Raw genomic sequence first — 25,815 nt, 5'->3', positions numbered from 1 at the left:
AAAACGGCCTGAACATTCAGGCCGTTTTTTTGGAAGACTCTGTTGGCTGCCCGGAATCAGGCTGAGGCCATTTTTCCAGCGTGGGCGTTATGCAGATGCTCGATCAGGAAGTCTTCCATCTCGAACCGGCTTTCCAGCACTTCACCCAGCTTGGACAACTCTGAGAACAGCTCTCTGACGTCGCCTTCGGTCAGCAGTCGACCATCAACGCGATCATTGAAATTGAGAGCCACACCGGTCGTCTGCTCAATCCGGGGATAGACCTTTGCCGCCAACTCCAGGCCGCCATCGTTGAACTCACGGGCTTCCTGGATCAACTGTTCGTAGACTTCGAAGTGCCCGGCAGACACATAATCGACCAGCACCTCACAGAGGCGGACAAACTTGTCTCGCAGCATCTCGGTCTGGGAAAAATCGGTCTCGGTCGACAGATCGCAGTAGCGCACCAACAGCTCCTGGCGCTCTTTCAGCCAACGGTCGATCAGCTCGCTGACTCCGCCCCAACGCTCCCTGGCGTTTCTGCAGTTCTCCAACATGACGTCTGTCTCCCCTCAGTCAGTCTGCCTGATAAATGGCCGTTCACTTGATTGTCGTCATGACTGAATCAAGTTACCCCAAGGCCATGGTGGCCCGCAACCGTTTCAGCCCTGCAACCAGTTTTTCGGCCGGTATCGGCGGAACATCATCACCAGGCCAACCAGCACCAACAAGCTGAAGAACAAGGCTGTCCAGCCAGGAATGCTCAACCCGAGAAAGCGCCAGACCACCTCGGCGCAATCACCGGTACCTTTCAGGGCCGTCTGCAGCACCTCAAACCAGGGCAACACCTCAAGCATGTAGTCCACGGACGGGCCACAGGCGGGCACCTGATCCTCCGGCAGGCTTTGCAGCCACAGCTGCCGGCCAGCAATGCCCAGTCCGGTACCGGCGGTCAGCACCAGAAAAAAGCCATACACCCGGTTACCAAAACCGGTGGGGCCATGGAGAAACGCAATCAGGGCTACCAGCCCGGCGCCCATGAAGCCAAAACGCTGCAACCAGCACAACGGACAAGGCTCCAGGCCCATGACGTGCTCCATGTAAAAGGCCACGGCCAACAGAGCTGCGCACAAAAGAAAAACGACGCCGAACACCCATCTGCTTGTCAAATCAACACCCCGGAATCATCATGTAAGCTGATGCTGCCAATCCTAACCCATGAAGAACATTGCGCCTATGACCTTTCACCGAAAATACGCCCTAACGCTGTTACTCGCTATCGCTTCCCTGATCGCCTGGCCGGCCATGGCGGAGGAGGAGCCGGAGGAACGGGGGGTAACCGACTACATCGCCATGGAGCCGGCATTTGTGACCCATGTGGGCGAACCCGGCAACAAGGTCATTTACCTGAAGGCATCGGTAACCCTTCGTGCCTCGCAGGAGACAACAAGAGCCGCAGTACAGGCCCATATGCCGCGATTGCGGCACGAACTGGTAATGTTGTTCGGTGAGCAGACGGACGTTGACCAGCTCACTACTCAGCAGGGCCAGCAAGCGTTAAGAGGGGAAGCCACACAGCGGATCAATGCCGCCCTGGAAGAACAGAAAACCGGTGAGCGCATCACCGGCGTGCTGTTTACGGAATTTGTGGTGCAACGGTAGGTCAGGCGATTCGGGAGAACAGGTCGTCGCTGGAGGGTTGCTCAGCAGCCACTTGGCCGGCATCATCCCAACCCGCTTCCCAGGCGGCGATGATCACCTCACCCCGATACGGGCATCGGTTTTTATCCATGCCCATGGAGCCCGCCATGTACCCCTGGCGATACGCCTTGTTGAGGGCTTCCACATCCCATCCGAGCTTGATATCTCTTGCCATGGCGCCGTCTCCTTACCTGTTGTAAACAAAAGTAACAGCAGGTAACGAAGCCGGCAAACCCTTCGGTGGTTTCTGTGCGTCACGTCCCTTTCGGGTTGTGACTCAACCACGGCTCACGAGCGAAGATACTCTTCCAGGAAGGTGGCAAACGGAAGTTTATCCGACTGTTCCTGGGCATCCTGTTCGGCCAGGGATTCCCGCGACATGCGTTGGTAATCCGCCAGCACGTCCGGAGCCAGTGGTTCGCTTCTGAGGGTTTCCTGGTGCTGCTGGGACAACGCCAGCACCCAGTCCCGGTGACCAAGCCCGGAGGCTTCCATCGACGCCAGTACGCGGGCTGATGGCACAGACCATTCCTGCCCCTGCAACTTTTCACGCTGAGCAGCCAGGGCTGAACGGTAGGTCTCGTCCTTACCCCAGCTGTCCAGCAAATCCGCCAGCGGCTGCAAGCGATCCAGCAACTCACGGGCAGCATCACCCACCGGCACCCGCTGGCCACCCTGGCACACCCCCAGCTCCTGCCAGCGGCCTGATGCCACCACATCTTTATAGTTGTCATCCAGCCGCTGACATTCGTCATCTCCGATTCGGGGAGAGTCGGTCAGCAGGCAGTCAAGCAGGAACAGATCCAGAAAATCGATCTGCGCCCGGTTGACCCCTACCGGCGAGAATGGGTCCAGATCCAGACAACGTACCTCTATGTATTCAACTCCACGGGCATCCAGCGCCTGGATAGGCTTCTCAGCGCGCTCGGTGGTGCGTTTGGGACGAACGGCGCTGTAATACTCGTTCTCAATCTGCAACACACTGGTGTTGATCTGGATAAACTCGTCGTTACGACGGGTGCCAATGGCTTCATAGGCAGGCCAATTGGTATGGATAGCCTGGTCCAGGGTACGGGTGTAAGTGTCCAGCTCGTTGAAACAGATGTTGAGGGAGGCCTGGGCATTGTTGTGGTAACCCAGATCACCCATCCTCAGCGACGTAGCGTGTTTGCCATACCAGGTTCGCTCGTCAAACCGGCTTAGGTCATGCTTCACGCCGGCAACGAAACTGGCGTCCAGGGCTGGTGATGCACCGAACAACAGCATTAACAGCCAGCTTCGGCGGCGGAAATTGCGGATCAACCAGAAATACTGGTCGGATTTGAAATCCTTCAGGGCATCCTGATTGCCGGTCAGTTGCTGCCACTTACGCCAGAAACTGTCGGGTAACGACAGGTTGTAGTGGGCCCCGGCAATACTCTGCATGATGCGACCGTAACGCACAGCCAACCCCTGCCGATAGACATGCTTGAGCTGGCCAATGTTGGAGCGGCCATACTCAGCGATGGGAATGCTCTGATCGCCATCAATCTCACAGGGCATACTGGCCGACCAGAACACTTCGTCACCGAGATTCTGCTGGACAAACCGGTGGGTGTCTCGCAGCGATGCCAGCATGGCCTCAGTGGAGCTGAAAACCGGGGTGATCAGCTCCAGCAGGGCTTCGGAATAATCGGTGGTAATCCGTGGATGGGTCAGGGCCGAGCCCAGCGCCTCCGGGTGCGGTGTCTGGGCAATGAAACCATTGGCATCCACGCGAAGGCCTTCTTTTTCGACCCCTTTGAGGAAACCGTCCCAATCGCTGGCCGCAAACTGGTGAAACAGGGAGTGGCGGGATTCAGCCATGGTGAGCTCCTGTTGGCGCGATTGCCCCCTCGTGAGGAGCAATCGCGTTGAATCGATAAGGTGATTTAACGACCGTTCTTGCGGGCAGAGGCCAGCGCCTGCGCCAACGCACCCGCCATGGCGCCCTGCGCCTGGCCCTGGCCACCCTGGGGTTTGCGACCACCGGAGCGACCTGCGTTGCGGTCGGCGCCCCGGGCTGGCTTGGCCTGGGTCTCGGCACCGGGCTGGTCATCCATACGCATAGACAGCCCGATGCGTTTACGGGGAATGTCCACTTCCATCACTTTGACCTTAACAATATCACCGGCCTTGACCACTTCGCGCGGATCTTTAACGAAAGTATGAGACAGGGCGGAGATGTGCACCAGGCCGTCCTGATGCACGCCGATATCAACAAAGGCGCCGAAATTGGTGACGTTGGTTACCGAACCTTCCAGTACCATGCCTGGTTTCAGGTCATTCAGGGTTTCCACCCCTTCCTCGAAGTTGGCAAAGCGGAACTCGGGGCGCGGGTCGCGGCCCGGCTTTTCCAGTTCGGAGATGATGTCTTTGATGGTTGGCAGGCCAAACTGTTCGGTAACGTAGTCCTGAGGGTTCAGGCTGCGCAGAAACGCCGAGTCGCCAATGATGTCTTCCACCTTGCGACCATTACCCTTCGCGATGGCCTCAACCACACCGTAGGCTTCCGGGTGCACCGAGGAACGGTCCAGCGGGTTGTCGCCGCCAGCAATACGCAGGAAGCCGGCCGCCTGCTCAAAGGTGCGCTCACCCAGGCGGGAGACCTTCAATAGCTGCTTGCGACTGACAAACTTGCCGTTCTGGTTGCGAAAATCGACGATATTCTGGGCAATGCTCGGATTCAGGCCGGAGACCCGGGTAAGCAGAGGCACGGAGGCCGTATTCAGGTCGACCCCAACGCCGTTTACACAGTCTTCCACCACCGCATCCAGGCTACGGGACAGCTGCACCTGGGAAACGTCATGCTGGTACTGGCCTACCCCGATGGACTTGGGTTCGATCTTTACCAGTTCCGCCAGTGGGTCCTGCAGGCGGCGGGCGATGGACACCGCACCACGGATGGTAACATCCAGATCCGGCAGCTCTTTTGAGGCAAATTCCGAGGCGGAGTAGATGGACGCACCGGATTCGTTCACCACAATACGGGCCAGCTTCAGTTCCGGATAGCGTTTGCACAGGTCGCCCACCAGCTTCTCGGTTTCCCGGGACGCGGTGCCGTTGCCGATGGCGACCAGCTCAATCTGGTATTTCTGGCACCAGGCCGCCAGTTGGGCAATGGATGGCTCCCATTTGTTCTGGGGCGCATGGGGGAAGATGGCCCCGTGGTCCACCACCTGGCCAGTGCCGTCGATCACCGCGACTTTAACGCCAGTACGCAGACCGGGGTCCAGGCCCAGGGTTGGCCGAGGGCCGGCCGGGGCCAGCAACAACAGGTCTTTTAGGTTGGCGGCAAACACGTTGATGGCTTCGGCCTCGGCGGCTTCCCTTACCTGAGACATCAGGTCGGTTTCAATCTGGGTAGAGAGCTTCACCCGCCAGGTCCAGCGCACCACTTCCGACAGCCATTTGTCGGCGGCCCGCCCGTTATCCCGAATACCCCAGCGCGCGGCAATCCGCTGCTCGGCGGGATGGGGCTGACGGCGATCGTCTTCGACATCCCCCACCACCAGCGAGTAGGTCAGTATGCCTTCGTTACGTCCGCGCAGAATCGCCAGGGCCCGGTGTGAAGGTACTTTCTTCAGGGGCTCCACGTGATCGAAATAATCCCGGAACTTGGCGCCTTCGTTTTCCTTGCCATCCACCACCGCGACTTTCAACTGACCTTCCTGCCAGATAAAGTCCCGCAATGAACCCAGCAACTCGGCGTCTTCGGCAAAGCGCTCCATCAGAATGTAGCGGGCGCCTTCCAGCGCGGCTTTGGTGTCTTCCACGCCAGATTCCGGGTTCAGGTAACCGGCGGCGGTGGCTTCCGGGTCCAGCGTAGGGTCGCCAAACAGGGCGTCAGCCAAGGGCTCCAGCCCGGCTTCACGGGCAATCTGGGCCTTGGTGCGGCGCTTGGGCTTGTAGGGCAGATACAGATCTTCCAGGCGGTTCTTGGTGTCTGCCTCCTGGATGGCGGCGCGCAGCTCATCGGTAAGCTTGCCCTGCTCATCAATGCTGTTGAGGATGGTGCCGCGGCGGTCTTCCAGCTCGCGCAGGTAACGAAGACGCTCTTCCAGGGTTCGCAGCTGGTTGTCGTCCAGCGAGCCGGTCACCTCTTTCCGGTAACGGGCAATAAACGGAACGGTGGCCCCTTCATCCAGCAAGGCAACGGTGGCATTAACCTGTTGCTCGCGTACGCCGAGTTCGTCGGCAATGCGCCGGGAGATACTGTTCATGCAACCTCTGTGTATTATCGCGTTCGGAATTAATGCGCAAAGGTACAGCGGCTTACTGCTGCAGGCAAGCGGACTGGTTACGGTGGTTCAGGAATTGTACAAGGTCATTCCAGGGCATGGGGCGGGCAAAGTAATAGCCCTGGATCTCATCGCAGTGCTGCTGGCGCAGGAATTCCAGCTGGCTTTCGGTTTCAACACCCTCCGCCACCACGCTGATCTGCAGGCTGTGGGCCAGGCTGATGATGGCCCGGATGATGTGCTCGGCATCCGCCGACTGCCCCAGTTCCTGGACGAAGGATTTGTCTATTTTCACCAGGGAAATGGGCAGGTGTTGCAGATTGCTCAGGGATGAAAAACCGGTACCGAAGTCATCCAGGGCAAAGCTGATGCCTAGCTGATTGAGTTCCCGCAGGCATCGCTGGGCGTAATCCGGATCGTGCATCATGGCGCTTTCGGTCAGTTCCAGCTCCAGCAGGCTGGTGTCGACATTGGCGTTGAAGATGATTCGGAAGATGGTTTCGGTCATCTTGCGGTCGTGGAACTGGCGGAACGACAGATTGACCGCAAACACCAGGCCGGGAAAGCCCATTTCGGCGCTTTCCTGCAGGCGCTTGCAGGCCTGCTCTATAACCCAGTAACCAATGGGTACAATCAGGCCACTGCGCTCCGCCACCGGTATGAACTCGTCGGGCCCCACCAGGCCTCGTTTGGGATGATTCCAGCGCAGCAGACACTCGACGCCACGAACCTCTTCGGTCGCCAGATCGATTCTTGGTTGATAGTAGAGCTCCAGCTCTTTACCGCGTAAAGCGTTGCGCAAATCCGCTTCCAGCCGGAGCTGGTAGCCAGCAGAAATATGTAACTGCCGGTCATAGAACCGATAACTGGTACCCGGGTCCCGTTTGGCCTCGAACATGGCCCGGTTGGCCCGCCTCAGCAGTTCTTCGGGGCTGTCGCCCGCCTCGGGATAGGTGGCCACGCCCAGGCTGGCGCTGACCACAATCATCTGGCCGTCAACCGTCAGCGGCTCATCCAGTGCAACCACCACCTTACGGATAATCTGGGTAATATCGAGCGAGTCTTCCACCTTCTCGATAATAATCGCCAACTCGTCGCCGCCGATGCGCATCAGCGAATCCACCCGGCGCATCTTCTGGCGCAGCCGCTCCGCCAGCCGGAACATTAACTGGTCGCTTTTCTGATAACCGAAGGATTCGTTGATACTGCGAAAATCATCGACATTGAGGTGCAGTAGTGCCAGCCGGTGGCCAGCTCTCTCCGCCCGCAACAGGGCCTGCTGCAGGCGATCGAAGAACAGGTCCCTATTGATAAACCCGGTTGCCACCTCACGGCCTAACTGGCCGTGGGCCGACTCGGACAGCTGCACCCGATACCAGAGATACTTCACCGCCCGACGGAAGTTCCAACGATCCAGGGTCTGCCGGCACAGATAATCGGATGCTCCGTCACGCAGCAGCTCTCCTGCACGCTCGTTACAGGGTTCCGCGCTCAGCGCTAGCACCGGTTTGTCTTCACTGGATACGGACAGATACTGCAGAAAGGCCTGTTCGTCACCACCGTGAAAAATGCAGTCCCAGACAATAACATCGAAACTGGCGTTGCGGATAAGATCATCACAATCCACCAGGTCCGGGCACCATATGGCGTCCGGACTGATTTCCGGATCGTCGTCCAGCAGCGCGGATAACCACAGAAAATCCGCGTATTCCGGGGTCAGCACCAGCAGGCGTAGACGATCAGGTCTGGTGTCCAGAGACAGTGTCATCGAGCAAAATCCATGTGTCGGCCAACAGCAGAGTCCATTCTAGGAAGCATAGCTGATAGATCGTCAAGGTACAGAAAGTCTGGCTGGTGTAGAATAGCCCCACGCTAAATACCTCCCCATGGTTCCCTATTTGGTCTCTACATTGTGAACAAGCTCAACCCGAGACAACGCGAAGCGGTTCGCTACGCCGAAGGCCCTCTGCTGGTGCTGGCCGGGGCGGGTAGTGGCAAAACCAGTGTGATCACCCGCAAGATTGCCTATCTGATTGAAGAGCTGGGCATTCCGGGGCGACACATTGCCGCAGTGACGTTCACCAACAAGGCTGCCCGGGAAATGAAGGAACGGGTCAGCCGGATTGTTGACCGGGGTAAGGCCCGGGGGCTGATCGTGTCCACTTTTCATAACCTGGGACTGAACATCATTCGGGAGGAACACGCTCATTTAGGCTACCACCCCGGTTTCTCGATCTTCGATGCCGAAGATGCCAAAGCTCTGCTGCAGGACCTGATGATGCGGGAGGCCAGCGCTGAGGCCGGCGACGAGCTGAACGATGTACAGATGACCATCTCGTCCTGGAAGAACGCCATGCGCAGTCCGTCGGAAGCCTACAGCAAGGCGGCTGACGAGCGTGAGCAGCGCATCGCCATTGTCTACAAGCACTACAACGAGTATTTGAAAGCCTACAACGCGGTGGATTTTGACGACCTGATCCTGCTGCCGGTGCAGCTGTTCCGGGACACCCCGGACGTGCTGGCCAAATGGCGCCGGAAAATCCGTTACATGCTGGTGGATGAATATCAGGACACCAACGTGTGCCAGTATGAACTGGTCAAACAACTGGTCGCAGAGCGGGCAGCGTTTACCGTGGTGGGCGACGACGACCAGTCCATCTACGCCTGGCGTGGTGCTCGGCCGGAAAACCTGGCACAACTCAAAGAAGACTTTCCCAGCCTGAAGATCGTCAAGCTGGAACAGAATTACCGCTCCACTGGCCGGATTCTGCGCAGCGCCAACACGGTAATTGCCAACAACCCCCACGTATTCGAGAAGGCCCTGTGGAGTGACCACACGATTGGCGATGAAATCCGCATCATCCGTTGCCGTAACGAAGACGCGGAAACCGAGCGGGTGGCCACGGAGATCCTGGACCAGAAACTGAAGAACGGGCTCGACTTCAAAGACTTTGCCGTACTCTACCGGGGCAACCACCAGGCCCGGTTGCTGGAAATGAAACTGCAGGCGTATCAGATTCCCTACCGGATTTCCGGTGGGCAGTCGTTCTTCTCCAAGAACGAGATCAAGGATGCGATGTCGTACCTGCGCCTGATGATCAACCCGGATGACGACGCCGCCTTCCTGCGGGTGGTGAACGTGCCTCGCCGGGAGATTGGCCCGCGCACCCTGGAACAGCTGAGCCACTACGCCCGCGCTCGCAACGTCAGCCTGTTCAAGGCACTGGGCGATATGGGCGCGGAAACCCATGTCACCGAGAAAGGCCTGGACCGGCTGCGCCGCTTTGCCCACTGGGTGGACAAAACCTGCGAGCGGCTGTTCTCGGAAGACCCGATTCCAGTGATCAAACAACTGTTCACCGACATTGAATACGAAGAGTGGCTGCACCAGCATTCTGGTAGCCCGAAGCAGGCCGAACGCCGGATGGAGAACATCTGGTACCTGGTGGAGTCGATCCAGCGCATGCTGGACGACGGCAAGGGCACCGCCGACGAGATCGGCATCGAGGATGCCATCGCCAAGCTGATTCTGCGAGACATGATGGAGCAGCGGGAAGAAGAAGACGACAGCGACAAGGTGCAATTGCTTACCCTGCACGCCTCCAAGGGCCTGGAGTTCCCCCATGTTTTCATCATGGGCCTGGAGGAGGAAATCCTGCCGCACCGTACCAGCATTGAGGAGGGCAACATCGAAGAAGAGCGTCGCCTGATGTATGTGGGTATCACCCGGGCCAGGGAAACCCTGGCACTGACCTATGCCGCCTCACGCAAACAGTACGGCGAGAAACTGGAGACCATTCCCAGCCGGTTTCTGGACGAGCTGCCGGAAGACGATGTTCGCTGGGAAGGTCTCGGGGACCAGGACAAAGAGGTCAACCAGAAGAAAGGCAAGGCAACCTTGAGTGCGCTGCTGGGTGATTTAGGCCTGTAAAACAACAAAGCCCCGCACGAGGCGAGGCTTTGTCACACATCAAGAAGCCGAATTACTGGCTTTGCTCGATGATGTATTCAATAGAAGCAACAATCTCTTCATCAGAGCAGCTGGCACAGCCGCCTTTGGCCGGCATGGCGTTGAAGCCATTGATGGCGTGATCAATCAGGGTATCCATGCCCTTTTCGATGCGAGGGCCCCACTGATCGGCGTTACCAATGACCGGAGCACCAGCGGCGCCGGTAGTATGGCACGCCATACAGGCGGCATCATAAACTTCGCTACCGGAGCGCGGGCCGGAGCTTGCGGCGGCCGGAGCAGCTGCTGCTTCACCACATTCCTCACCCTGCAGGCACACCTGGCCTACCGGTTTGATGCGGTTACGGATCTCATCTTCAACACTTGCCAGTGCAGCACCAGCGGCCAGGCCAAAACCCAGAACAACAACAGCCAGGACTCTCTTCATCTTCACAATGCACCTCGCATTTGAGCGTTATAATCTTTCGGTTGCCGCATTATAGCGATTGAGCCCCCGCAAAAAAACCAAAGGCCAGAAACAGAATTTGATTTCAACCATTTCAGTGACAGTTTCGTAGGTTATAACGGAACTGAAGCCAATTCCGGTTACCATACCTGCTAACCCGGATTTCTCATAGGTCCCCGGCAAGTCTCGCAGACTGTGCAGGTTACCGCCATTACCGCTCATTTGCGGCCGAGATTGACTAATAACCGATCAATTTCTGTTGTCCGGACACACGACCCCCTTTCCCCCATTGCATCGGGCCGGGGGAGCCCGGGCTTCTATCCCGGAACCAGTTGACGTACCAGGTCAGAGAGTTCGTCTTTGTAAGGATAGGCATCGCTCATCAACACCCGTATGCGCCGAGTGTTGCGAATGATGACCGCGCCCACCTTGATCAGTTTCAGCCGCAGGTTACTGGCGCTCATTCTCTCGAAGGGCGTCTTCTTCAAGTGGGCCCGTAATCGCTCGAACAACGTGTAGGCAAAGCCCGATAGGAGCAACCGCCACTGATTGGTCCACCACCGCGTGCTGGAGGTGCGATCTGCGAACAGACACAACTGCTGATCCTTGATCCGGTTTTCCATATCGCCACGGGCGCAGTACTGCTCGTAGTAGAGCTTGAGGCCGTCGTCATAGCGGGAACTGATCACGAAGCGAGGGTTCGAGCCAAACTCACCTTCTTCCAGGCGAGCCACCACCCAGCGAGGGTATTTCCAGGTGTGGGCCTGGTACTGGAACCGGTAGGTGGCAGAGACTTTTTCTCCCAACTCCCCGTGAGCCCTGCGAACCAGCATCGAGGGCACGTCCACCTCCTTGAGCAGCCGGCTGTTTTTGCTGATGCCCACAAGGTAATCCACGTTATTCCGGTCGCACCAGCTCAGCAATCGGGGGCGATAGAAGCCGCTGTCACCCCGGAACACGATGCGGGTATCCGGCCAGTACTGCCGGATGAACTTCACCAGCAGGGCCAGAATGGCCCAGCTGTGGCGGCTGTCGCTTCGATTGCTGGTGCGCAGGTAGCTCACCAACAGGTGACGGCCGCAGAACACGTACAGCGGGAAGTAACAATGGTGATCGTAGTAGGCGTTAAAGAACTTGCCGGGCTGGTCGCCATGCACTGGAATGTCAGTGCCATCAAAATCCAGCACAATTTCCTTGGGTGGAGTCTCGTGCTGTTCAATGAAGTGATGCCACAGCAGTTCGTGGGCGTTGATCACCGCCTGCCGGTCCACGCGCTGTTCCATCCGGCACAAGGTCGATTTGCCCGCCAGAATGGCATCTTCACCGGTTGCGGTCTGAAGTGCCTGATCAGCGCGTAGCGCCTCGTGATCGTTGAGGTCTTCGTACCCGGCAGCCACGCCAAAGACCCGCTGCCGGACCATGGTTTGAAGCTTGTGGCGAACCAGCACGGGATTACGGGCATCGTCCAGCACCGTAGCCAGGCGCTGAGTGAGCTGGTGTTGTTTGTCGACTTCGCGAAGCAGGAGCAATCCGGCATCGGAGGTGATGTGGCCACCGGAGAAATCGGCTTCAATTTGGCGGCGAGAGAGTGGCGAGAAGGTCAGTTTTTCAGGTACCATTTCGGATAGCGGCTGTTGGTGCTTAGTGAACGGTGTAAGGTCCTGAAATTATACCGCTTTCAGCCGCTTTCTTTTATCCCCTCGTGAGAAATCCGGGCTAACCGTGTGGTTTAACATTATTCCGGCCAGAACAGGGAGTCGCATGTCTTACAACAACCCCCACCGCCTGCGCAAACCGCTGTTGATCGTTGAGTTTTCGAGCCTGGCGATCCTGTTGGTTTCGATGGCCTGGTTCGGCAACCAGTCCACCGCTGAGAACCCGGTGAGCGCCGCCTGGCTTCTGGTGCCGGCGGTGGCCAGCCTCGGAGTGTTCCTGAGCTTTATCGGCCTGATGTACCTGCGCTGGGTGGTATCGGCCGGCAACGAAGGCAACACCCGGCACAAGCTGATTTTTATTCTCCTCGCCCTGAGCCTGCTCGGCGTCTGGGTTTACAGTATTGCCAATACCTGGCTCAGCCTGACCGCCACCAACTGAGAGGCTCTGATGAAAAGATATGGACATGGATTGTCAGTCGCTGTACTGACCATGGTTCTTCTGGCGGCCAGCTCGTCAGTCTCCGCCCAGGCAAACTCCGGGGATGACAGTGAACGGGTCAACTGCGCCCTTATCCGTGATGGCATCCAGCGCCTGGCCTGCTACGACGCCCAGAATGATCCGGAGGCGGCCAGAGAGTCTGCTGACGACCAGGCGTTACAGCAGGCAGATGAGGAAGCAGCGGCCTTGGTCGCCGATGATGTCAGCCGGGAGGAGAGGGTCAGCGAAGCCCTCGGCGACGACCCGGATGCCGGCGTGATGGCCGCGCTGGTGGATAATTACCTGACCGCCGAGAAGGCGATTTTTTCCTTCACAGGCAGTTTTGTGACTCACCGGCCAAACTATATTCTGCCGATCACCTATGTAGACGACCCCAACCCGAGGCCGGTCAGCCCGCGACTGGGTACAGGCGGGTATGACTATGGTCTGGAGCAGGAAGAAGCCAAATACCAGATCAGCTTCAAGATTCCCCTTCTGACCGGTATCTTCGACGACCGCACAACCTTCTGGTTCGGTTATACCCAGCAATCCTACTGGCAGGTATACAACACCAAAGATTCGGCTCCGTTCCGGGAGACCAACTACGAGCCAGAGATTTTCTTCCGTCACCGCCTTAATTGGGATATCGGCCCGGGAACGCTGAGCGCGGTTTCCCTTGGTTTCAATCATCAGTCCAATGGCCAGTCAGAGCCTCGCTCCCGCAGCTGGAACCGGATCACCGGCGCGGCGGCCTACAGCTATGATCGATGGCTGTTCATGGTGCATCCGTGGTACCGGCTGCCGGAGAGCAGCAGCGATGACGACAACTCGGATATCGAGAAATATCTGGGGTATGGCAGTTACCATGCGGTTTATAAGCTGACGGAGGATCGCACGTTCTCGCTGAAGCTTTTGAACAATATGCGGTCTACCAATCGGACGTCGGTGGAGTTTGGCTACAGTTTCCCGATGGGGGATACGTTGAAGGGCTTTTTCCAGTACTACAACGGGTATGGGGAGAGTTTGATTGATTATAATGAGCGTATTGAGCGGTTTGGGGTGGGGATTATGCTCAATAACTGGCTGTAGTTAATATAGTGCAAGACCGGGGTAAGGGGGAGGGCTTCCAAAACGGAAACCGTGGCTTTCCTGATAGTTTTGGAAGCCCTCCCCCTTACCCCGGTCCCGAGGCCCATCCGTGGTTTCAACTCAGAATCTTAATCCTTGTTCAGTCTGTCCATTTCCTGCAGTAACTCTTCCGTTTTCGCCTCCATCAACGCTTTGTCTGCCCTGGATTCCACGTTCAGGCGAACCACCGGTTCGGTGTTGGACATCCGGAGGTTGAAGCGCCAGTTGTCGAATTCGACGCTCAGGCCGTCTACGAAGCTGACGCTCTTGGCTCCCACGGAGTATTTGGCTTCGATGGCGGCGATGACCTTGGGGGGATCGTTGATGGTGCGGTTGATTTCGCCGCTGGCGGGGTAGGCTTCGATTCTGGCGTCGATCAAAGACGACAGCGTCTGGCCGGACTGGCACAGGCGCTCGGCGATCAATAGCCAGGGAATCATGCCGCTGTCGCAGTAGGCGAAGTCGCGGAAGTAGTGGTGGGCGCTCATTTCGCCGCCGTAGACGGCGTCTTCGTCGCGCATTCTCTGCTTGATGAAAGCGTGGCCGGTTTTGCTTTCGATGGCTTGGCCGCCAGCGGCTTTGACCAGGTCCAGGGTGTTCCAGGTGAGGCGGGGGTCGTGGATGACTTTGCCACCGCCGGTCTTGCGCAGGAACTGGTCAGCCAGCAGGCCCACGACGTAGTAGCCTTCAATGAACCGGCCGTTTTCGTCGAAGAAGAAGCAGCGGTCGTAGTCGCCGTCCCAGGCGATGCCCATGGCGGCGCCATGTTCGATCACGGCGTCGGCGGTGGCGGTGCGGTTCTCCGGCAGGATCGGGTTGGGTACGCCGTTGGGGAAGTGGCCATCCGGCTGGTGGTGCACTTTCACGAACTCGAACGGCAGGCGCTGTTCCAGTTCGTCAATCACCAGTCCCGCACCACCGTTACCCGCGTTGCAGACGATGGTCATGGGCTTGAGGCTGGCCGCATCGATGTAGCCCAGAAGGTGGTCTACGTAGGCACTCATCACTTCCAGCGTTTCGTAACGGCCCTGTTCCGGGGCGTTGGCGAAGGGCTCGAGAACCCGGTCCCGAATGTCGTTCAGGCCGTTGTCGGAGCTGATCGGCCGCGACTCGGGGCCGACCATTTTCATGCCGTTGTGGTCTTTCGGGTTGTGGCTGGCAGTGACCATGATGCCACCGTCCATGCCGTAGTGGCTGGTCGCAAAATACACCTGCTCGGTGCCACACAGGCCGACGTCATAAACATCGGCACCCGCGGCCATCAGGCCGGAGCTGAGAGCCTCGGTGATATCTGGGCTGGACAGGCGGATGTCGTAGCCGACGATCACTTTCTTTGCGCCGGTGATCTCCACATAGGCGCGGCCGATTTTCTCTGCCAGGGTGGGGTTGAGTTGATCAGGTACTCGGCCACGAAGGTCGTAGGCCTTGAAACAGGACAGGTCCATTGCAGTCTCCCGGTCAGTGGTATCCGGCAGGATCCGGATGATTCAGAACGTCAACCGGAACATTCTAACCGTTATCAGGCGATTTCGGGGACCCAGACCGAAAAAACCGGGCAAATGAAACCCGGCACACGCCCGTTATGGCGAGTGCCGGTCAGATGTTACTCAGATGCACCGGACTGCAGCTGAATATAATTCTGAATGCCCATCTGGGAAATCATTTCCAGCTGGGTTTCCAGCCAGTCGATGTGTTCTTCTTCGCTCTCCAGAATACGGCGGAAGATTTCCCGGGAGGTGTAATCCTTGACCTGATCACAGTAGGCAACGGCTTCGACGTAGTCTGCATGGCCAGCCAACTCCAGTTTCAAATCGCACTGGAGCATCTCTTCCACGTTCTCACCGATCAGCAGCTTGTTCAGGTCCTGCAGGTTAGGCAGCCCCTCAAGAAAGAGAATTCGCTCGATCAGCTCGTCGGCGTGCTTCATCTCGTCGATGGACTCTTCGTATTCCTTTTCTGCCAGCTTCGTGATGCCCCAGTCCTTGTACATTCTGGAATGCAGGAAATACTGGTTGATGGCAGTCAGCTCATTGGCAAGAGCCTTGTTGAGGTATTGGATAACTTTCTTATCGCCTTTCATAACCGGGTTCCTTGTGTGTTGAATGCTATAATACACAAGGATAGACCGTTAAGTGCCGATAAAAAACCGCGACTGTAAAAAAGTCGCAATTGAAAATGCGGGGCAATAACGAGGCAGTCAGGCCGGTTGGGCAAGCATGTTCGCCAGCGAGAGGTAATCCGGCGACCGGCTCTCACGGAGTATTTCCCGGGCCGTACAGGCGCAACGGCCACACTGGGTACCCACACCCAGCTGTTTGCCAAGTTGACGCATAGAGGATACCCCTTCTTCAGCGGCTTCCCGGATTTCTCGATCAGTTACCCCGTGGCAAAGGCAGACGTACATAGCTGTCTCTCACTAACGCCATAAAAGTTAGTGATAATTATTGTCATTACAAACGAGAATTGCAACCATTTGTACTTAACTTTTTGCTAATAAATGTATCAGATCATCCAGAAGGCCAGCGGCAGGAATAACGCCGTAAATACACCCGTTAGCCCCATCCCCAGAGACGCAAAGGCGCCAGCCGTGTGGCTGATCTCAAACGCACGGGCCGTGCCAATGGCGTGACCATTGAGCCCAAGGGCAAAACCGATGATGCGGTCGTCGGTAATCCGGAGCCAGCGGGCGCACCAATCCACGAACAGCGAGGCCAGCACGCCGGTGATCAGCAATCCACCCAATGTAAGCGACACCGACCCACCCAACTCCTCAGTGATACCCATGGCAATGGGCGCCGTAACGGATTTCGGCGCCAGTGATGCCAGAACCATGGGCGCCGCCCCCATCAACCAGGCAATAGCCAGGGCATAGAACGCCGCCAGGCTAGCGGCCAGGGGCAGCGTCACCATAATTGGTCGCCACAGCGCCCGGATGTGATGCATTTGCTGATACAAGGGAACACCAAGCGCAACCGTTGCCGGCCCCAGCAGCACCGTTAGCCAACGTGCGCCCTGCTCATAGCGTTCAAACCCGAGGCCACTGATGGCCACCACTGCCGCCAGAAGCAGCGCCGCGATCAGCACTGGCGGCAGCCACAAGGGGCGCCCAAGCCGGGCAAACAACCATTGCGCGGCAATAAACGCTCCCAGAGTCAGGCCAATGGAAAGCATAGGCCCCGACGTCCAAGCAGACACTACAGCGTTTAGCGAGCCAGTCTGGTCAGCCATTGCGGTTGCCTCCAGCCTGACCACCGGTGAGTTTTTTCATCAGCAACAGCGTGGTGAACACGCTGAGCAAAGTGCCAATCACCAGTGCCACCACCACCGCACCCCAATGCCCGGCGAACTGGTCTGCAATAAAAAACACACCCACAACGCCGGGGGTAATCAGTACCACCAACACCGAAATCAAACCCTGGCTGGCGGCAGCAAGCTCATTCGTTATCCGCCCGCGGAGCATCAGTTTCAGCGTGACCATAACCATGCCCAACACACCGCCACTCACGGGTAAGCCCACCAGAACCCGCAGTGCTTCGCCCAGCAAAAAGAACCCCACCAGAACCAGAAATCCCCACAACATCACCATGCCGCTCTGCCCTGCCAAGTCAAAATTGCTCTACACTACTGCCCTGCCACCCAAAACACAGGACGCTCAATGGCGCTGAAAGCCACTATTTTCAAAGCCACACTCCATATCGCGGATATGGACCGGCATTACTACGCCGACCACCACCTGACCATCGCCCGCCACCCGTCAGAAACCGATGAGCGAATGATGATCCGGCTGCTGGCCTTTGCCCTGAACGCCACAGATACGCTGGAGTTTACCAAAGGCCTGAGCACCGATGACGAACCGGAGCTGTGGCAGAAATCCCTGACCGATGACATCGAACTCTGGGTAGAGTTGGGCCTGCCAGACGAAGACCGGGTTCGCAAAGCCTGCAACCGGTCGCAGCAGGTCATTCTGTATACCTACGGTGGCCGCGCGGTGCCGGTGTGGTGGAAGAAACACCATAACAAGCTGGAAAGATTTGGCAACCTGACCATCGTCGACCTTCCCGCCGAAAACACCGCCGCACTGGCTCGCCTGGTGGAGCGCTCAATGACGCTACAGGTGTCGATGCAGGACGGCGAAGTCACCTTCAGCAATGACACTGATCTGGTCAGTATCACACCGGAACAGAAACTGCCGAAGGTGTGAAAACAGAGTTACCGCGAGGGGCTGGACAGACGCGTCCGGCGCACGTAAGATTGCGCACTCGAAATTGACGAGCAATCAACAATTTCGAATGCGCCCGTAGCTCAGCTGGATAGAGCGCTGCCCTCCGGAGGCAGAGGTCAGAGGTTCGAATCCTCTCGGGCGCGCCATATTTTTCAAGGGCTTACGTGAAAACGTAGGCCCTTTTTATTTGTCTGTGTCCAAATTGTGTCCATGGTGTGTCCACGGTTTCTAGGGCATTTTTTCCGGCCGTGGAATTTTGACCTTTGCACTGAAATCGTCATCTTGCGTAATGGACACAGAAAAGGGCCGCGCTGAGCACTTACAATGCATTTGCTGAATGCAATGGTTCCGAGAGCTATAACTGCCTCTACCAGTAGTGGTCATCCAACCAAGCGTGCATCACGCGTGTTCAGGCCGGGCGCCAAAAGCGACCCGCGCTTCAGGCTTCAGCAGGACAGGAGAAACTTGATCTGGTGCGAGCGAGCGCCGTGCCGCTTGCTTCATTGTTTCGTTCATTTACGTCGAGAGAAAGCACAAGACAGGAAAGCCGGTGGCGACGTTGCTGAAGGTTGAGGGGGTCACCATAACCCCAGATTATGCGCAGCAGATTTTCATCTCGAACAGACGGCCACCACAGCCGGCAGCGGGATCAAAGGCACATCCGTGTGCCCGCTTCGTTATTTTTTCTTCCGAGGCGATTTACCCTTTTCCCGTACGATTTCCCGCGGGAGGATTTTAATAGTCGTCAGCCAATATGCTACTAAACAATCCAGCGGTCTCTGTGGCATCAGTGATGGCTTGTCGTACCTCAGACTTGGTCAGGTCAAGTACTCTAAGTTTATCCTTCACTTCTGCCACTGATTCAACGCGGCGGTATGCACCGGCGTGCCTCTCTGCATACATAGCTAGTCCTTGCAGTTTGGGCAAAGCATCGGCTAAGTGGAGTCCATGTGGGTCAACAATATCCGCGACGACTTGGCCATCTTGCTCGGCAAAGAAGATGAAATCAGGGCGCAGGATTTTGTACTGGCCAGCTTCCTGGTAGGCGATACCCAGCGACGACTGCCCTGGCTGCTGCGGATTGCGGTACCAAGATGTGAAGCCCGGCCTGGCCGATTCAGTCTCGACAACGGTACGCTCCCAGTCATTCATGTCAGCCGGGTACTTTCCTGCTTGATCGCATAGCAAGTGACTATCCCAGGCCGTGAAGACTCTCACCTTGCCGTTTTCGTTCGCCTTGGTCGCCTCATAACGGGCCTCTGGCTTCAGCAACCCTGCGTCTTGCGGCTCCGTGCTCATTTCGATGATCTGCCGATAGGATTCCCTTCGATCATCGCTCAGGGCCTTGATCTGCTCCCGATACTTGGACAGCCAGGCCTTCGCCAGTTTGTCCGCCTCGGCATCGAAATAAGCTTGTGCCTCCATAACCAGGCCCAAGCCAGCAACGGTTACGCGAGCTTCAACGATGGCTTCCAGGAATGCTTCCGGGTCGTCATCCCGGTCGGCCTCCTGGCTGGCCAAATGGTCAACATACGAATGGGCAATCGCCGGGCTGAAAATGCGAGCTGCGCGCCGGTAGGCGTCGTCGATTACCGCCACGTCGGCATCTTCCCAGAACTGTTCCAGGCTGCGCCCCTGGCCCAGCATGTCCGCTTTCACTGTCTTGCCGTCCACAACCAACACGGACTGCCGCTTATCCTTGATCTTGGCTGCGTTGTCGGCCTGAAACTTATCCAGGGATGCGTGCATTTCGGCATGGGCCAGCCTGCCTGCACCAGGGAGGATATCGTCGGACGCCAACTCATGGGCCAGCGCAGTCAACCTGACAGCAGGCTTGGCACCACGCTGCGGGCGTGTCTGCGACGGTAACGCCTCGAACGCGTCCCACACGGCAGGTGAGACAGCAGGGTTCGGTACCACTTCGATATAGTCGAGCAAGACGCGGCCTGGCGTTGCTGCCTCGCTACCGGTCGTCAACTCATCGACAACCTGCTCTACAGCCTTGCGATTGAATTTTGGCAGTAAGCAGTCCACCGCATTTAAGCGGTCATTACCAGGGATACGGCGAGCCAGTGGCGAACGCACCAGACGGCCCAGCAACTGGGTAATGTGGTTCTTGTCCTTGGCTGCACGGAAAGAAACCATGACCTCAGCTCGCGGACAATCCCAGCCTGTGCTGATGGCATCCTTGGCGATCAACACCCGCACCCAGGTTGACTCCTCGACTCGCTGAGGCTCGATGTAGGGCACGTCGCGGTTACCGAAGCGCTGTGTGGTGTGATCCCCGAAAACGTGCGCCACGCTGACAGATGGCAGCTCAGGGTAGCGCTCGAAAATAGTATCCAGCGCCCGCCCGATTTCATCGGGGTCAGGCGTATTGGGAACCTGCAGAACCATCAACGGGACGACAACATGGGCTTCCTGCTGCTGCTTTGAGTAAGCTGCCCAGGCAGCGGTGGACTCTTTCAATTTGTCGGTTGCTCGACGTACCAGAACGGTATCAAAGTCACCGACATTGTCCGGTATATCCAGTAGGATGGTGTCTTTTATAAGGCCGGACTCTTGCACCTTGGACGCATCAACTTCCACATTGGGCAGCTTGATGTGCTTGCCTGCTGACTCAATCGCCTTATTGAATCGCTCCACAGTGGCCGAGATACCCCACACAGCTGGAATGCCGGGGACGCTACCCACGCCATTGATGAGCCGTTGAACGATAGTATTCCTGTCGTTCTGGCTAGCTGCCGTCTGTTTGCCCATACCCCGGTGCGCCTCATCCAGCACGAGATACAGCGTCAAATCCGGGTCTTCAATTGTGTTCTTTATGGTATCCCAGATAGTGTACGCACGCAGGTCAGGGCGCATGTCGGGAAACGTGCCATCCACTTTAGCCGCCATTTCCTCGGGATCATGGCCACGCACCAGTAGGCTATTCTTGCTTAGCTTCTGGGTATTGAGAAAGTAGATTTTCCCGGCCTGGAACTTCGGCCTGTTGAAGGTGTTTTCGATCACCACCAAGTCGGTGTAGTTAATACGATCACTGGCCTCGATAAAACGAAAGCGGGTTTGCTCGTTCAACGAGGGGTCATCGCTGAACCAGATCACCACTGCACCAGGGTCGGCATCAAAGCTGAACTCATCGTCACCGTGAAACAGCGCCTCGAACGTGGCCGCAGCCATGACTGTTTTACCCGCGCCGGTTACCGCAGTAAGTGAGAATGCCGTCCTGTCGGCTTCACTGTGCCAAAGGCGACGGGCCTTGCCCAGGTTATTCAAGGAATCGCGGACGGCGTCGCGCTGATAGTCTTTGAGCGTGAACTTCATCCGTTATTCTCCGTTGGTGAAGCTGAAGTTGGTGAGATAAGACTCGTACAGGCGCACTGGCTCAACGCCATCGGGCAACCGCTTGGCGATTGCCTGGAAGCGGCGGTCATCGTCGGTAACGATATAGGCAATGCGTACCCCATCCACCTGGGCCAGTGCCTCGATAAAGGGTGTAGCTGCATCCACGTTGTTTAACAGTGCATAGGCATCGGCCACAGCCCATCCATCGGCGGGAAGCTTCTCAATACGACGCCCACGCGCCCCAGCGCGCAACCACAGCAGCGGCGCAACTCGGCTAAACGCCAGGTTGTGGCTGACCGATAACGGGGTTTCATACGTCAAGGTGAAAAACTCGGCGTTCTCCTCGAAGCCATCCGACATAGGGAATTCATCAGTAAACTTGTAATCTCCCTTAATCGGCTCACCGTCCGGTATCTTCCCGGTGATAGCCGCAGCAACGCGGGGTTTGGTGATGTAGTCGCAGATGCCTAATTTTTCCCAGCCCGGATCGCCAGGCCTTAAGCCTTCTTTACGCAATGCTTTCTGCTCGTCAGCGGCAACCTCATTATTTGTTACTGAAATGCACTGGCGGCGCCCACCATCCTGCTTATTCAGGCGCATTACAGCGTGGGCCGTGGTACCTGAACCCGAAAAGAAGTCGAGAACTATGGCTTCGGATTTTTTGGCCACAAAGAAACGAAGTGCATCTTCGACAGCATAGAGCGATTTCGGAAAGGGAAATTTTCTATTCGGAATTAACGAGCGCAGCAATGTCGAGCCATACAAACCGGCGTCATGAGCGGGACTTGTCCAGACTGTTCGCGGCCTTGTTAATCGAACAGCCCCTTCCCTATGGCGAAGGATCAGCGCGCCTGACTCATCCTTCCCAAGAACATCAATCTCACCATTTTCAATGCGACGTTTTTCAGCCGCCCTAAGATAATTTACTGTAAATCGTGTCCCAGAGACATTAAGCCGAGCAGAGCCTTCTCGAAATGCAGCACGAACTGATACTGAGCCAAGTTGCCAAGTATTCTCAGAACCATCCGGACGAATAGGCCAAACGGCACTGACATCCGGGGATGGAGGTTTTACCTCTTCTCTGTCAGCGCCCAACGGAATTGTCTCGCCTACTGAGTGCAAAGAGCCATCGGATCTTACCCATATCGGATAAAACAAATTTGGTCGAGCTTCTCGTGAACTATTCGATCCAGTTCTCATGAGAGAAAACCATATCGGGGAAGTATTCTTTACAGGAACCTCTTCCCCCGACATTGGGGCCGCCAACACACTCGACGAGCCAAATTGGACGATATATAGATACTCTTCAGTTCGCGTAAACTCATCAGGCCTCGCCACGCCAGCGCGAGGATTGATAACAGCAGTCACCATCTGAATGCGCGCATCTGGAAAGGTTTGCTCTAACAACAAACCCAACCGCAAATATTCTTTTTCGTCAATCGCAACTATTAACACTGAATCCACCGGATTCAGCAGCTCTTTCGCCACTAATAAGCGGCGCTCCATCATGGCCAACCATTTGCTGTGACGATATTGATCATCGCTTTCAACATAGTCGTTGTTATACTTCCAGTCCTTCGCCCCGGTGTTGTAGGGTGGGTCTATATAGATCGCATCCACTTTGCCGCGATGGGTGTAGGTCAGTGCTTTCAGGGCATGGTAGTTTTCACCATTAATGACTGTATGGCATGGCTTGTCTTCCCCACGCTGTACCTTGCCCGTACTGACTAGCCCTGGATAGATGGTGTCGCGGAACTCGGCTACCACCACCAAGTCATCCAGCGCCACGGTTTGCGTTTCGCTCTCTTCGGCACCCAGTAACTCCAAAACAGCGAACTTCTTAGCTCTTTGGATGCTCTTCACCTGCCATAGCCGCTGATCGCCTTTCTTGGTGGAGCCACGCTCCGGCAATACGCGTACCTTGTCACCCTTCCGAATCGGTCGCAGCGGCAATTCTACCGCTTCCGGGCTATGACGCTCGAAGTTCAGCCCGAAGGGTAACCGTGACGACAGCATTCTGAACTCTCGATCCAGCTCGGCCCCTAACGCCGCGTCTTTGGCTTTTGCCTTGGCAATCAAATCGGTCAGTCGTGACACTAACGGCTCCTAATTCTTTTGGTTTTGCTATTAATTGGCCAAACTTGCTTATGTTTTCCACGGGTTGATTGCTGTTACACCCGCGGCCTAAAAAGTGCTGCTATCTCTTGTGGCTACTGAAAAGCCATTGATGACCGCAGTGGCAGCAACCACTAGCTTTGCTTTTAGACCTTGGAATAGATGTGAGTGGTTATATTCGAGCAGGGTCGTCCTCTAATTAACGAATGCGCTATGCCAAACCAAACCTACCAAACCATGGATAATTTCCCGCGCTTTACATAGCGTACCCTTCACGCTTAAGTGAAGTGTTCAACGTTGTCCGGCTGACGTGGAAGTGCAGGGCAACTTCTGTTTTGGTCATCATCGGATCGGACAGCATAGCCGCCGTTTTTTTCACATCTGAGCCGGTCATAACAGGCTTTCTTCCACCCATTCGCCCACGAGCTCGGGCAGCCTGTAATCCAGCCATCGTCCGCTCTCTTATCAGGTCACGCTCAAACTCTGCCAGGGCACCGAAAATATGAAAAACCAAGCGTCCACCTGAGCTGGTAGTGTCAATGGATTCCGTCAGAGATTTAAAGCCGATACCGCGATCGTGTAGGTCCTGAACTATCTCTACCAGGTCCTTCAAAGATCGAGCGAGGCGATCCAGCTTCCAAACGACCAAGACATCACCCGGCCGGAGCATACGGAGGCACTGCGACAGCTCGGGCCGCTCACGTAATGTTCCGGTAAATTTTTCCTGGAAGACCTGTTCGGCCCCGGCTTTCTCCAGGGCGTCCACTTGGAGTTCGGGGTTTTGGTCTTGGGTGCTGACGCGCGCATAACCTATGATCATAAAAGGAGCCTTTTCTTATCATAGATTGTTGCACTTGATTGTTGGACATAAAACAAGCCGAAATCGGGTAATTTTATGGGGAAAGCCGGCGTGTTCAACAAACGACCATTTGGTTGCAAGTGCGCAAGCTCTCGTTTCACTACGGCTCATCCAAGAGCTTGATGAACAGCAGGTAGGCGGCTACCCGCCATAGACCGAGAGATCCAAACCCTCTCGGTCTATCTGGCACCCCAGGTTTTTGAGTTATGGTGATTTCTGGTGTATGGAAGCAGGTTGAAGGGGTGGCGTATCCTGTTGGTTGATCACCGCCAAGATCACAACCAACAGAGGAATGATACGCCATGTCCGAGTCTAACCTGCATGCTCTTTCACAACCAGAGGTAGCCAGCAACGACCCGTTGCACGAGTTGATCCGGCAGGGTGCCCGGGACCTGATCGCACAGGCCGTTGAGACGGAGCTGGAGAGCCTGTTGAAGCAGTACGCGGACGTCAAGACGCCGGATGGCCGCCGTGCTGTGGTGCGTAATGGGCACCTTCCCAAACGCGCTGTTCAGACAGGCGTCGGCGACGTAGAAGTCCAGGTTCCCAAAGTCCGGGATCGCAGTGGCTCCGGTATTCGCTTCAACAGCCACCTGCTGCCACCGTACCTGAAGCGCGCCCGGAGTCTGGAGGAACTGATTCCCTGGCTCTACCTGCGTGGCGTTTCCTCCGGTGACTTCCAGGAGGCCCTGAGCGCGCTGGTCGGCGAGCAGGCCAATGGCCTGTCGGCGAACACGGTCTCCCGGCTCAAGTCGAAGTGGCTTGATGAGCACAAGGGCTGGCAGCGACGGGACCTGAGTCAGAAACGCTATGTGTACTGGTGGGCTGACGGCGTGTACAGCAACGTCCGTCTGGATGACCGGCTCTGCCTGCTGGTGATCATCGGCGTGACCGAGCATGGTCACAAGGAGCTGGTGGCTGTCGAGGACGGCCACCGGGAGTCCGAAGCCAGCTGGCGAGAGCTACTCACGGATTTGCGGGAACGTGGCTTGGAGCCCTCGCCCAAGCTGGCTGTTGGCGACGGCGCACTGGGCTTCTGGAAGGCTCTGAGCAAGGTGTTTCCGGACACCCGGCATCAGCGGTGCTGGGTGCATAAGACCGCCAACGTGTTGGACAAGCTGCCCAAGTCGGTACAACCGAAGGTGAAGTCAGCCTTGCATGAAATCTACCTGGCGGAGACCCGAGACAGCGCCCACAAGGCGTTCGACAGCACCTTGAGACGATTCCGAGACAAGTACCCGAAGGCCATGGAAAACCTGGAGAAGGACCGGGATGAGCTGCTGGCCTTCTACGATTTTCCGGCGACTCACTGGATTCACTTGCGGACCACCAATCCGATTGAATCCACGTTTGCCACGGTGAGGCTCAGAACCAAGCGGAGCCGCTCCTGTGGCAACCGGGACACCACGTTATCGATGGTGTTCAAACTGCTCCAATCCGCCCAGAAACGCTGGAAGCGGATCAAGGGGTTCGACCAACTGAAGCTGGTCGTGGATAACGTACAGTTTCAGGATGGAATACAGGTGGAAGATCAATCTGACAGGAACGCTGCCTGATGGTCATACACCAGATTTGACAATAACTCCAGGTTTTTCGACATTGGACAAGAGTTCATCGGTAATATCTAATTCATTGTTTCTCTATGATTATGAAAAAATA

The 25,815-nt window shown here is 56.7% G+C and carries 22 protein-coding genes and 1 tRNA gene; 7 read left to right on the top strand and 16 right to left on the bottom strand.

Annotation, left to right across the window (positions count from 1 at the left end; genetic code table 11):
• Positions 1 to 56: 56 nt before the first annotated feature.
• Positions 57 to 536 carry an Rsd/AlgQ family anti-sigma factor gene (locus tag ASQ50_RS13565; protein ID WP_058091937.1) on the bottom strand — a complete coding sequence of 160 codons (480 nt, stop codon included), beginning with the start codon at positions 534 to 536 and terminating at the stop codon, positions 57 to 59.
• A gap of 105 nt (positions 537 to 641) precedes the next feature.
• Positions 642 to 1,148 (bottom strand): disulfide bond formation protein B, encoded by a 507-nt coding sequence (locus ASQ50_RS13560; RefSeq protein ID WP_058091936.1) that lies wholly within the window; start codon positions 1,146 to 1,148, stop codon positions 642 to 644.
• Positions 1,149 to 1,215: 67 nt separating this feature from the next.
• Here ASQ50_RS13560 and fliL point away from each other — a divergent pair, with 67 nt between their 5' ends.
• The gene (gene fliL / locus ASQ50_RS13555; protein ID WP_058091955.1) at positions 1,216 to 1,641 is read left to right on the top strand and encodes a flagellar basal body-associated protein FliL; all 426 of its coding nucleotides are present in this window, start codon (positions 1,216 to 1,218) and stop codon (positions 1,639 to 1,641) included.
• A gap of 1 nt (position 1,642) precedes the next feature.
• Here fliL and rmf read toward each other — a convergent pair whose 3' ends face one another.
• The 4 genes from rmf to ASQ50_RS13535 all read right to left on the bottom strand — a co-directional run bounded on the left by rmf (position 1,643) and on the right by ASQ50_RS13535 (position 7,707).
• The gene (rmf, locus tag ASQ50_RS13550; protein WP_058091935.1) at positions 1,643 to 1,855 is read right to left on the bottom strand and encodes a ribosome modulation factor; all 213 of its coding nucleotides are present in this window, start codon (positions 1,853 to 1,855) and stop codon (positions 1,643 to 1,645) included.
• Positions 1,856 to 1,968: 113 nt separating this feature from the next.
• A complete protein-coding gene (gene gshA, locus ASQ50_RS13545) occupies positions 1,969 to 3,525 on the bottom strand; it encodes a glutamate--cysteine ligase (protein ID WP_058091934.1) in 1,557 nt (518 codons plus the stop codon).
• A 65-nt stretch (positions 3,526 to 3,590) separates the two neighbouring features.
• Entirely contained in the window at positions 3,591 to 5,921 is a 2,331-nt protein-coding gene (locus ASQ50_RS13540) for a Tex family protein (RefSeq protein ID WP_058091933.1), read from the bottom strand.
• 52 nt (positions 5,922 to 5,973) lie between these two features.
• Positions 5,974 to 7,707 (bottom strand): EAL domain-containing protein, encoded by a 1,734-nt coding sequence (locus ASQ50_RS13535; RefSeq protein WP_058091932.1) that lies wholly within the window; start codon positions 7,705 to 7,707, stop codon positions 5,974 to 5,976.
• Positions 7,708 to 7,851: 144 nt separating this feature from the next.
• Here ASQ50_RS13535 and rep point away from each other — a divergent pair, with 144 nt between their 5' ends.
• Entirely contained in the window at positions 7,852 to 9,870 is a 2,019-nt protein-coding gene (gene rep / locus ASQ50_RS13530) for a DNA helicase Rep (protein ID WP_058091931.1), read from the top strand.
• 52 nt (positions 9,871 to 9,922) lie between these two features.
• Here rep and ASQ50_RS13525 read toward each other — a convergent pair whose 3' ends face one another.
• Together ASQ50_RS13525 and ASQ50_RS13515 are read right to left on the bottom strand one after the other, a co-directional pair.
• Positions 9,923 to 10,336, bottom strand: coding sequence for a c-type cytochrome (locus ASQ50_RS13525; protein WP_058091930.1), 414 nt, complete (start codon positions 10,334 to 10,336; stop codon positions 9,923 to 9,925).
• Positions 10,337 to 10,671: 335 nt separating this feature from the next.
• Entirely contained in the window at positions 10,672 to 11,973 is a 1,302-nt protein-coding gene (locus tag ASQ50_RS13515) for an IS1380 family transposase (RefSeq protein WP_068351333.1), read from the bottom strand.
• Between the two features lie 142 nt (positions 11,974 to 12,115).
• Here ASQ50_RS13515 and ASQ50_RS13510 point away from each other — a divergent pair, with 142 nt between their 5' ends.
• Both ASQ50_RS13510 and ASQ50_RS13505 read left to right on the top strand, forming a co-directional pair.
• Positions 12,116 to 12,448, top strand: a complete 333-nt coding sequence (locus ASQ50_RS13510) for a hypothetical protein (protein WP_058092584.1) — start codon at positions 12,116 to 12,118, stop codon at positions 12,446 to 12,448.
• A gap of 9 nt (positions 12,449 to 12,457) precedes the next feature.
• Positions 12,458 to 13,576, top strand: coding sequence for a phospholipase A (locus tag ASQ50_RS13505; RefSeq protein WP_058092585.1), 1,119 nt, complete (start codon positions 12,458 to 12,460; stop codon positions 13,574 to 13,576).
• A gap of 128 nt (positions 13,577 to 13,704) precedes the next feature.
• Here the strand turns inward: ASQ50_RS13505 and ASQ50_RS13500 are convergent, their stop codons facing one another.
• From ASQ50_RS13500 to ASQ50_RS13480, 5 genes are all read right to left on the bottom strand, one after another.
• Positions 13,705 to 15,060, bottom strand: a complete 1,356-nt coding sequence (locus ASQ50_RS13500) for a phosphomannomutase/phosphoglucomutase (RefSeq protein WP_058092586.1) — start codon at positions 15,058 to 15,060, stop codon at positions 13,705 to 13,707.
• 158 nt (positions 15,061 to 15,218) lie between these two features.
• Positions 15,219 to 15,695, bottom strand: a complete 477-nt coding sequence (gene bfr, locus ASQ50_RS13495; protein WP_058092587.1) for a bacterioferritin — start codon at positions 15,693 to 15,695, stop codon at positions 15,219 to 15,221.
• A 117-nt stretch (positions 15,696 to 15,812) separates the two neighbouring features.
• Positions 15,813 to 16,019 (bottom strand): bacterioferritin-associated ferredoxin, encoded by a 207-nt coding sequence (locus tag ASQ50_RS13490; protein ID WP_058092588.1) that lies wholly within the window; start codon positions 16,017 to 16,019, stop codon positions 15,813 to 15,815.
• A gap of 98 nt (positions 16,020 to 16,117) precedes the next feature.
• Entirely contained in the window at positions 16,118 to 16,843 is a 726-nt protein-coding gene (locus ASQ50_RS13485; protein ID WP_058092589.1) for an LrgB family protein, read from the bottom strand.
• Positions 16,836 to 17,201 carry a CidA/LrgA family protein gene (locus tag ASQ50_RS13480; RefSeq protein WP_058092590.1) on the bottom strand — a complete coding sequence of 122 codons (366 nt, stop codon included), beginning with the start codon at positions 17,199 to 17,201 and terminating at the stop codon, positions 16,836 to 16,838. The genes ASQ50_RS13485 and ASQ50_RS13480 overlap by 8 nt, the downstream gene beginning before the upstream one ends.
• A 69-nt stretch (positions 17,202 to 17,270) precedes the next feature.
• On the opposite strand from ASQ50_RS13480, the gene ASQ50_RS13475 reads away from it, so the two are divergent.
• Both ASQ50_RS13475 and ASQ50_RS13470 read left to right on the top strand, forming a co-directional pair.
• Complete coding sequence (locus ASQ50_RS13475) at positions 17,271 to 17,816, top strand: YaeQ family protein (RefSeq protein WP_058092591.1); 546 nt, start codon at positions 17,271 to 17,273, stop codon at positions 17,814 to 17,816.
• Positions 17,817 to 17,906: 90 nt separating this feature from the next.
• Positions 17,907 to 17,983: transfer RNA gene (locus tag ASQ50_RS13470), tRNA-Arg, on the top strand.
• 589 nt (positions 17,984 to 18,572) lie between these two features.
• Here the strand turns inward: ASQ50_RS13470 and ASQ50_RS13465 are convergent.
• From ASQ50_RS13465 to ASQ50_RS13455, 3 genes are all read right to left on the bottom strand, one after another.
• Complete coding sequence (locus ASQ50_RS13465) at positions 18,573 to 21,161, bottom strand: DEAD/DEAH box helicase (RefSeq protein ID WP_058092592.1); 2,589 nt, start codon at positions 21,159 to 21,161, stop codon at positions 18,573 to 18,575.
• Between the two features lie 3 nt (positions 21,162 to 21,164).
• The gene (locus ASQ50_RS13460; protein ID WP_058092593.1) at positions 21,165 to 23,279 is read right to left on the bottom strand and encodes a site-specific DNA-methyltransferase; all 2,115 of its coding nucleotides are present in this window, start codon (positions 23,277 to 23,279) and stop codon (positions 21,165 to 21,167) included.
• 274 nt (positions 23,280 to 23,553) lie between these two features.
• Positions 23,554 to 24,117: a recombinase family protein gene (locus tag ASQ50_RS13455; RefSeq protein ID WP_058092594.1), complete on the bottom strand. Its 564-nt coding sequence runs from the start codon at positions 24,115 to 24,117 to the stop codon at positions 23,554 to 23,556.
• 341 nt (positions 24,118 to 24,458) lie between these two features.
• Between ASQ50_RS13455 and ASQ50_RS13450 the strand changes: the two genes are divergently transcribed.
• The gene (locus ASQ50_RS13450; RefSeq protein ID WP_058092935.1) at positions 24,459 to 25,712 is read left to right on the top strand and encodes an IS256 family transposase; all 1,254 of its coding nucleotides are present in this window, start codon (positions 24,459 to 24,461) and stop codon (positions 25,710 to 25,712) included.
• Positions 25,713 to 25,815 lie beyond the last annotated feature (103 nt).

The organism is Marinobacter sp. LQ44 (assembly GCF_001447155.2).
Lineage (GTDB): Bacteria > Pseudomonadota > Gammaproteobacteria > Pseudomonadales > Oleiphilaceae > Marinobacter.
Note: the sequence above shows the minus strand (reverse complement) of the source record. Positions and strands in the feature narration are given on the sequence as shown.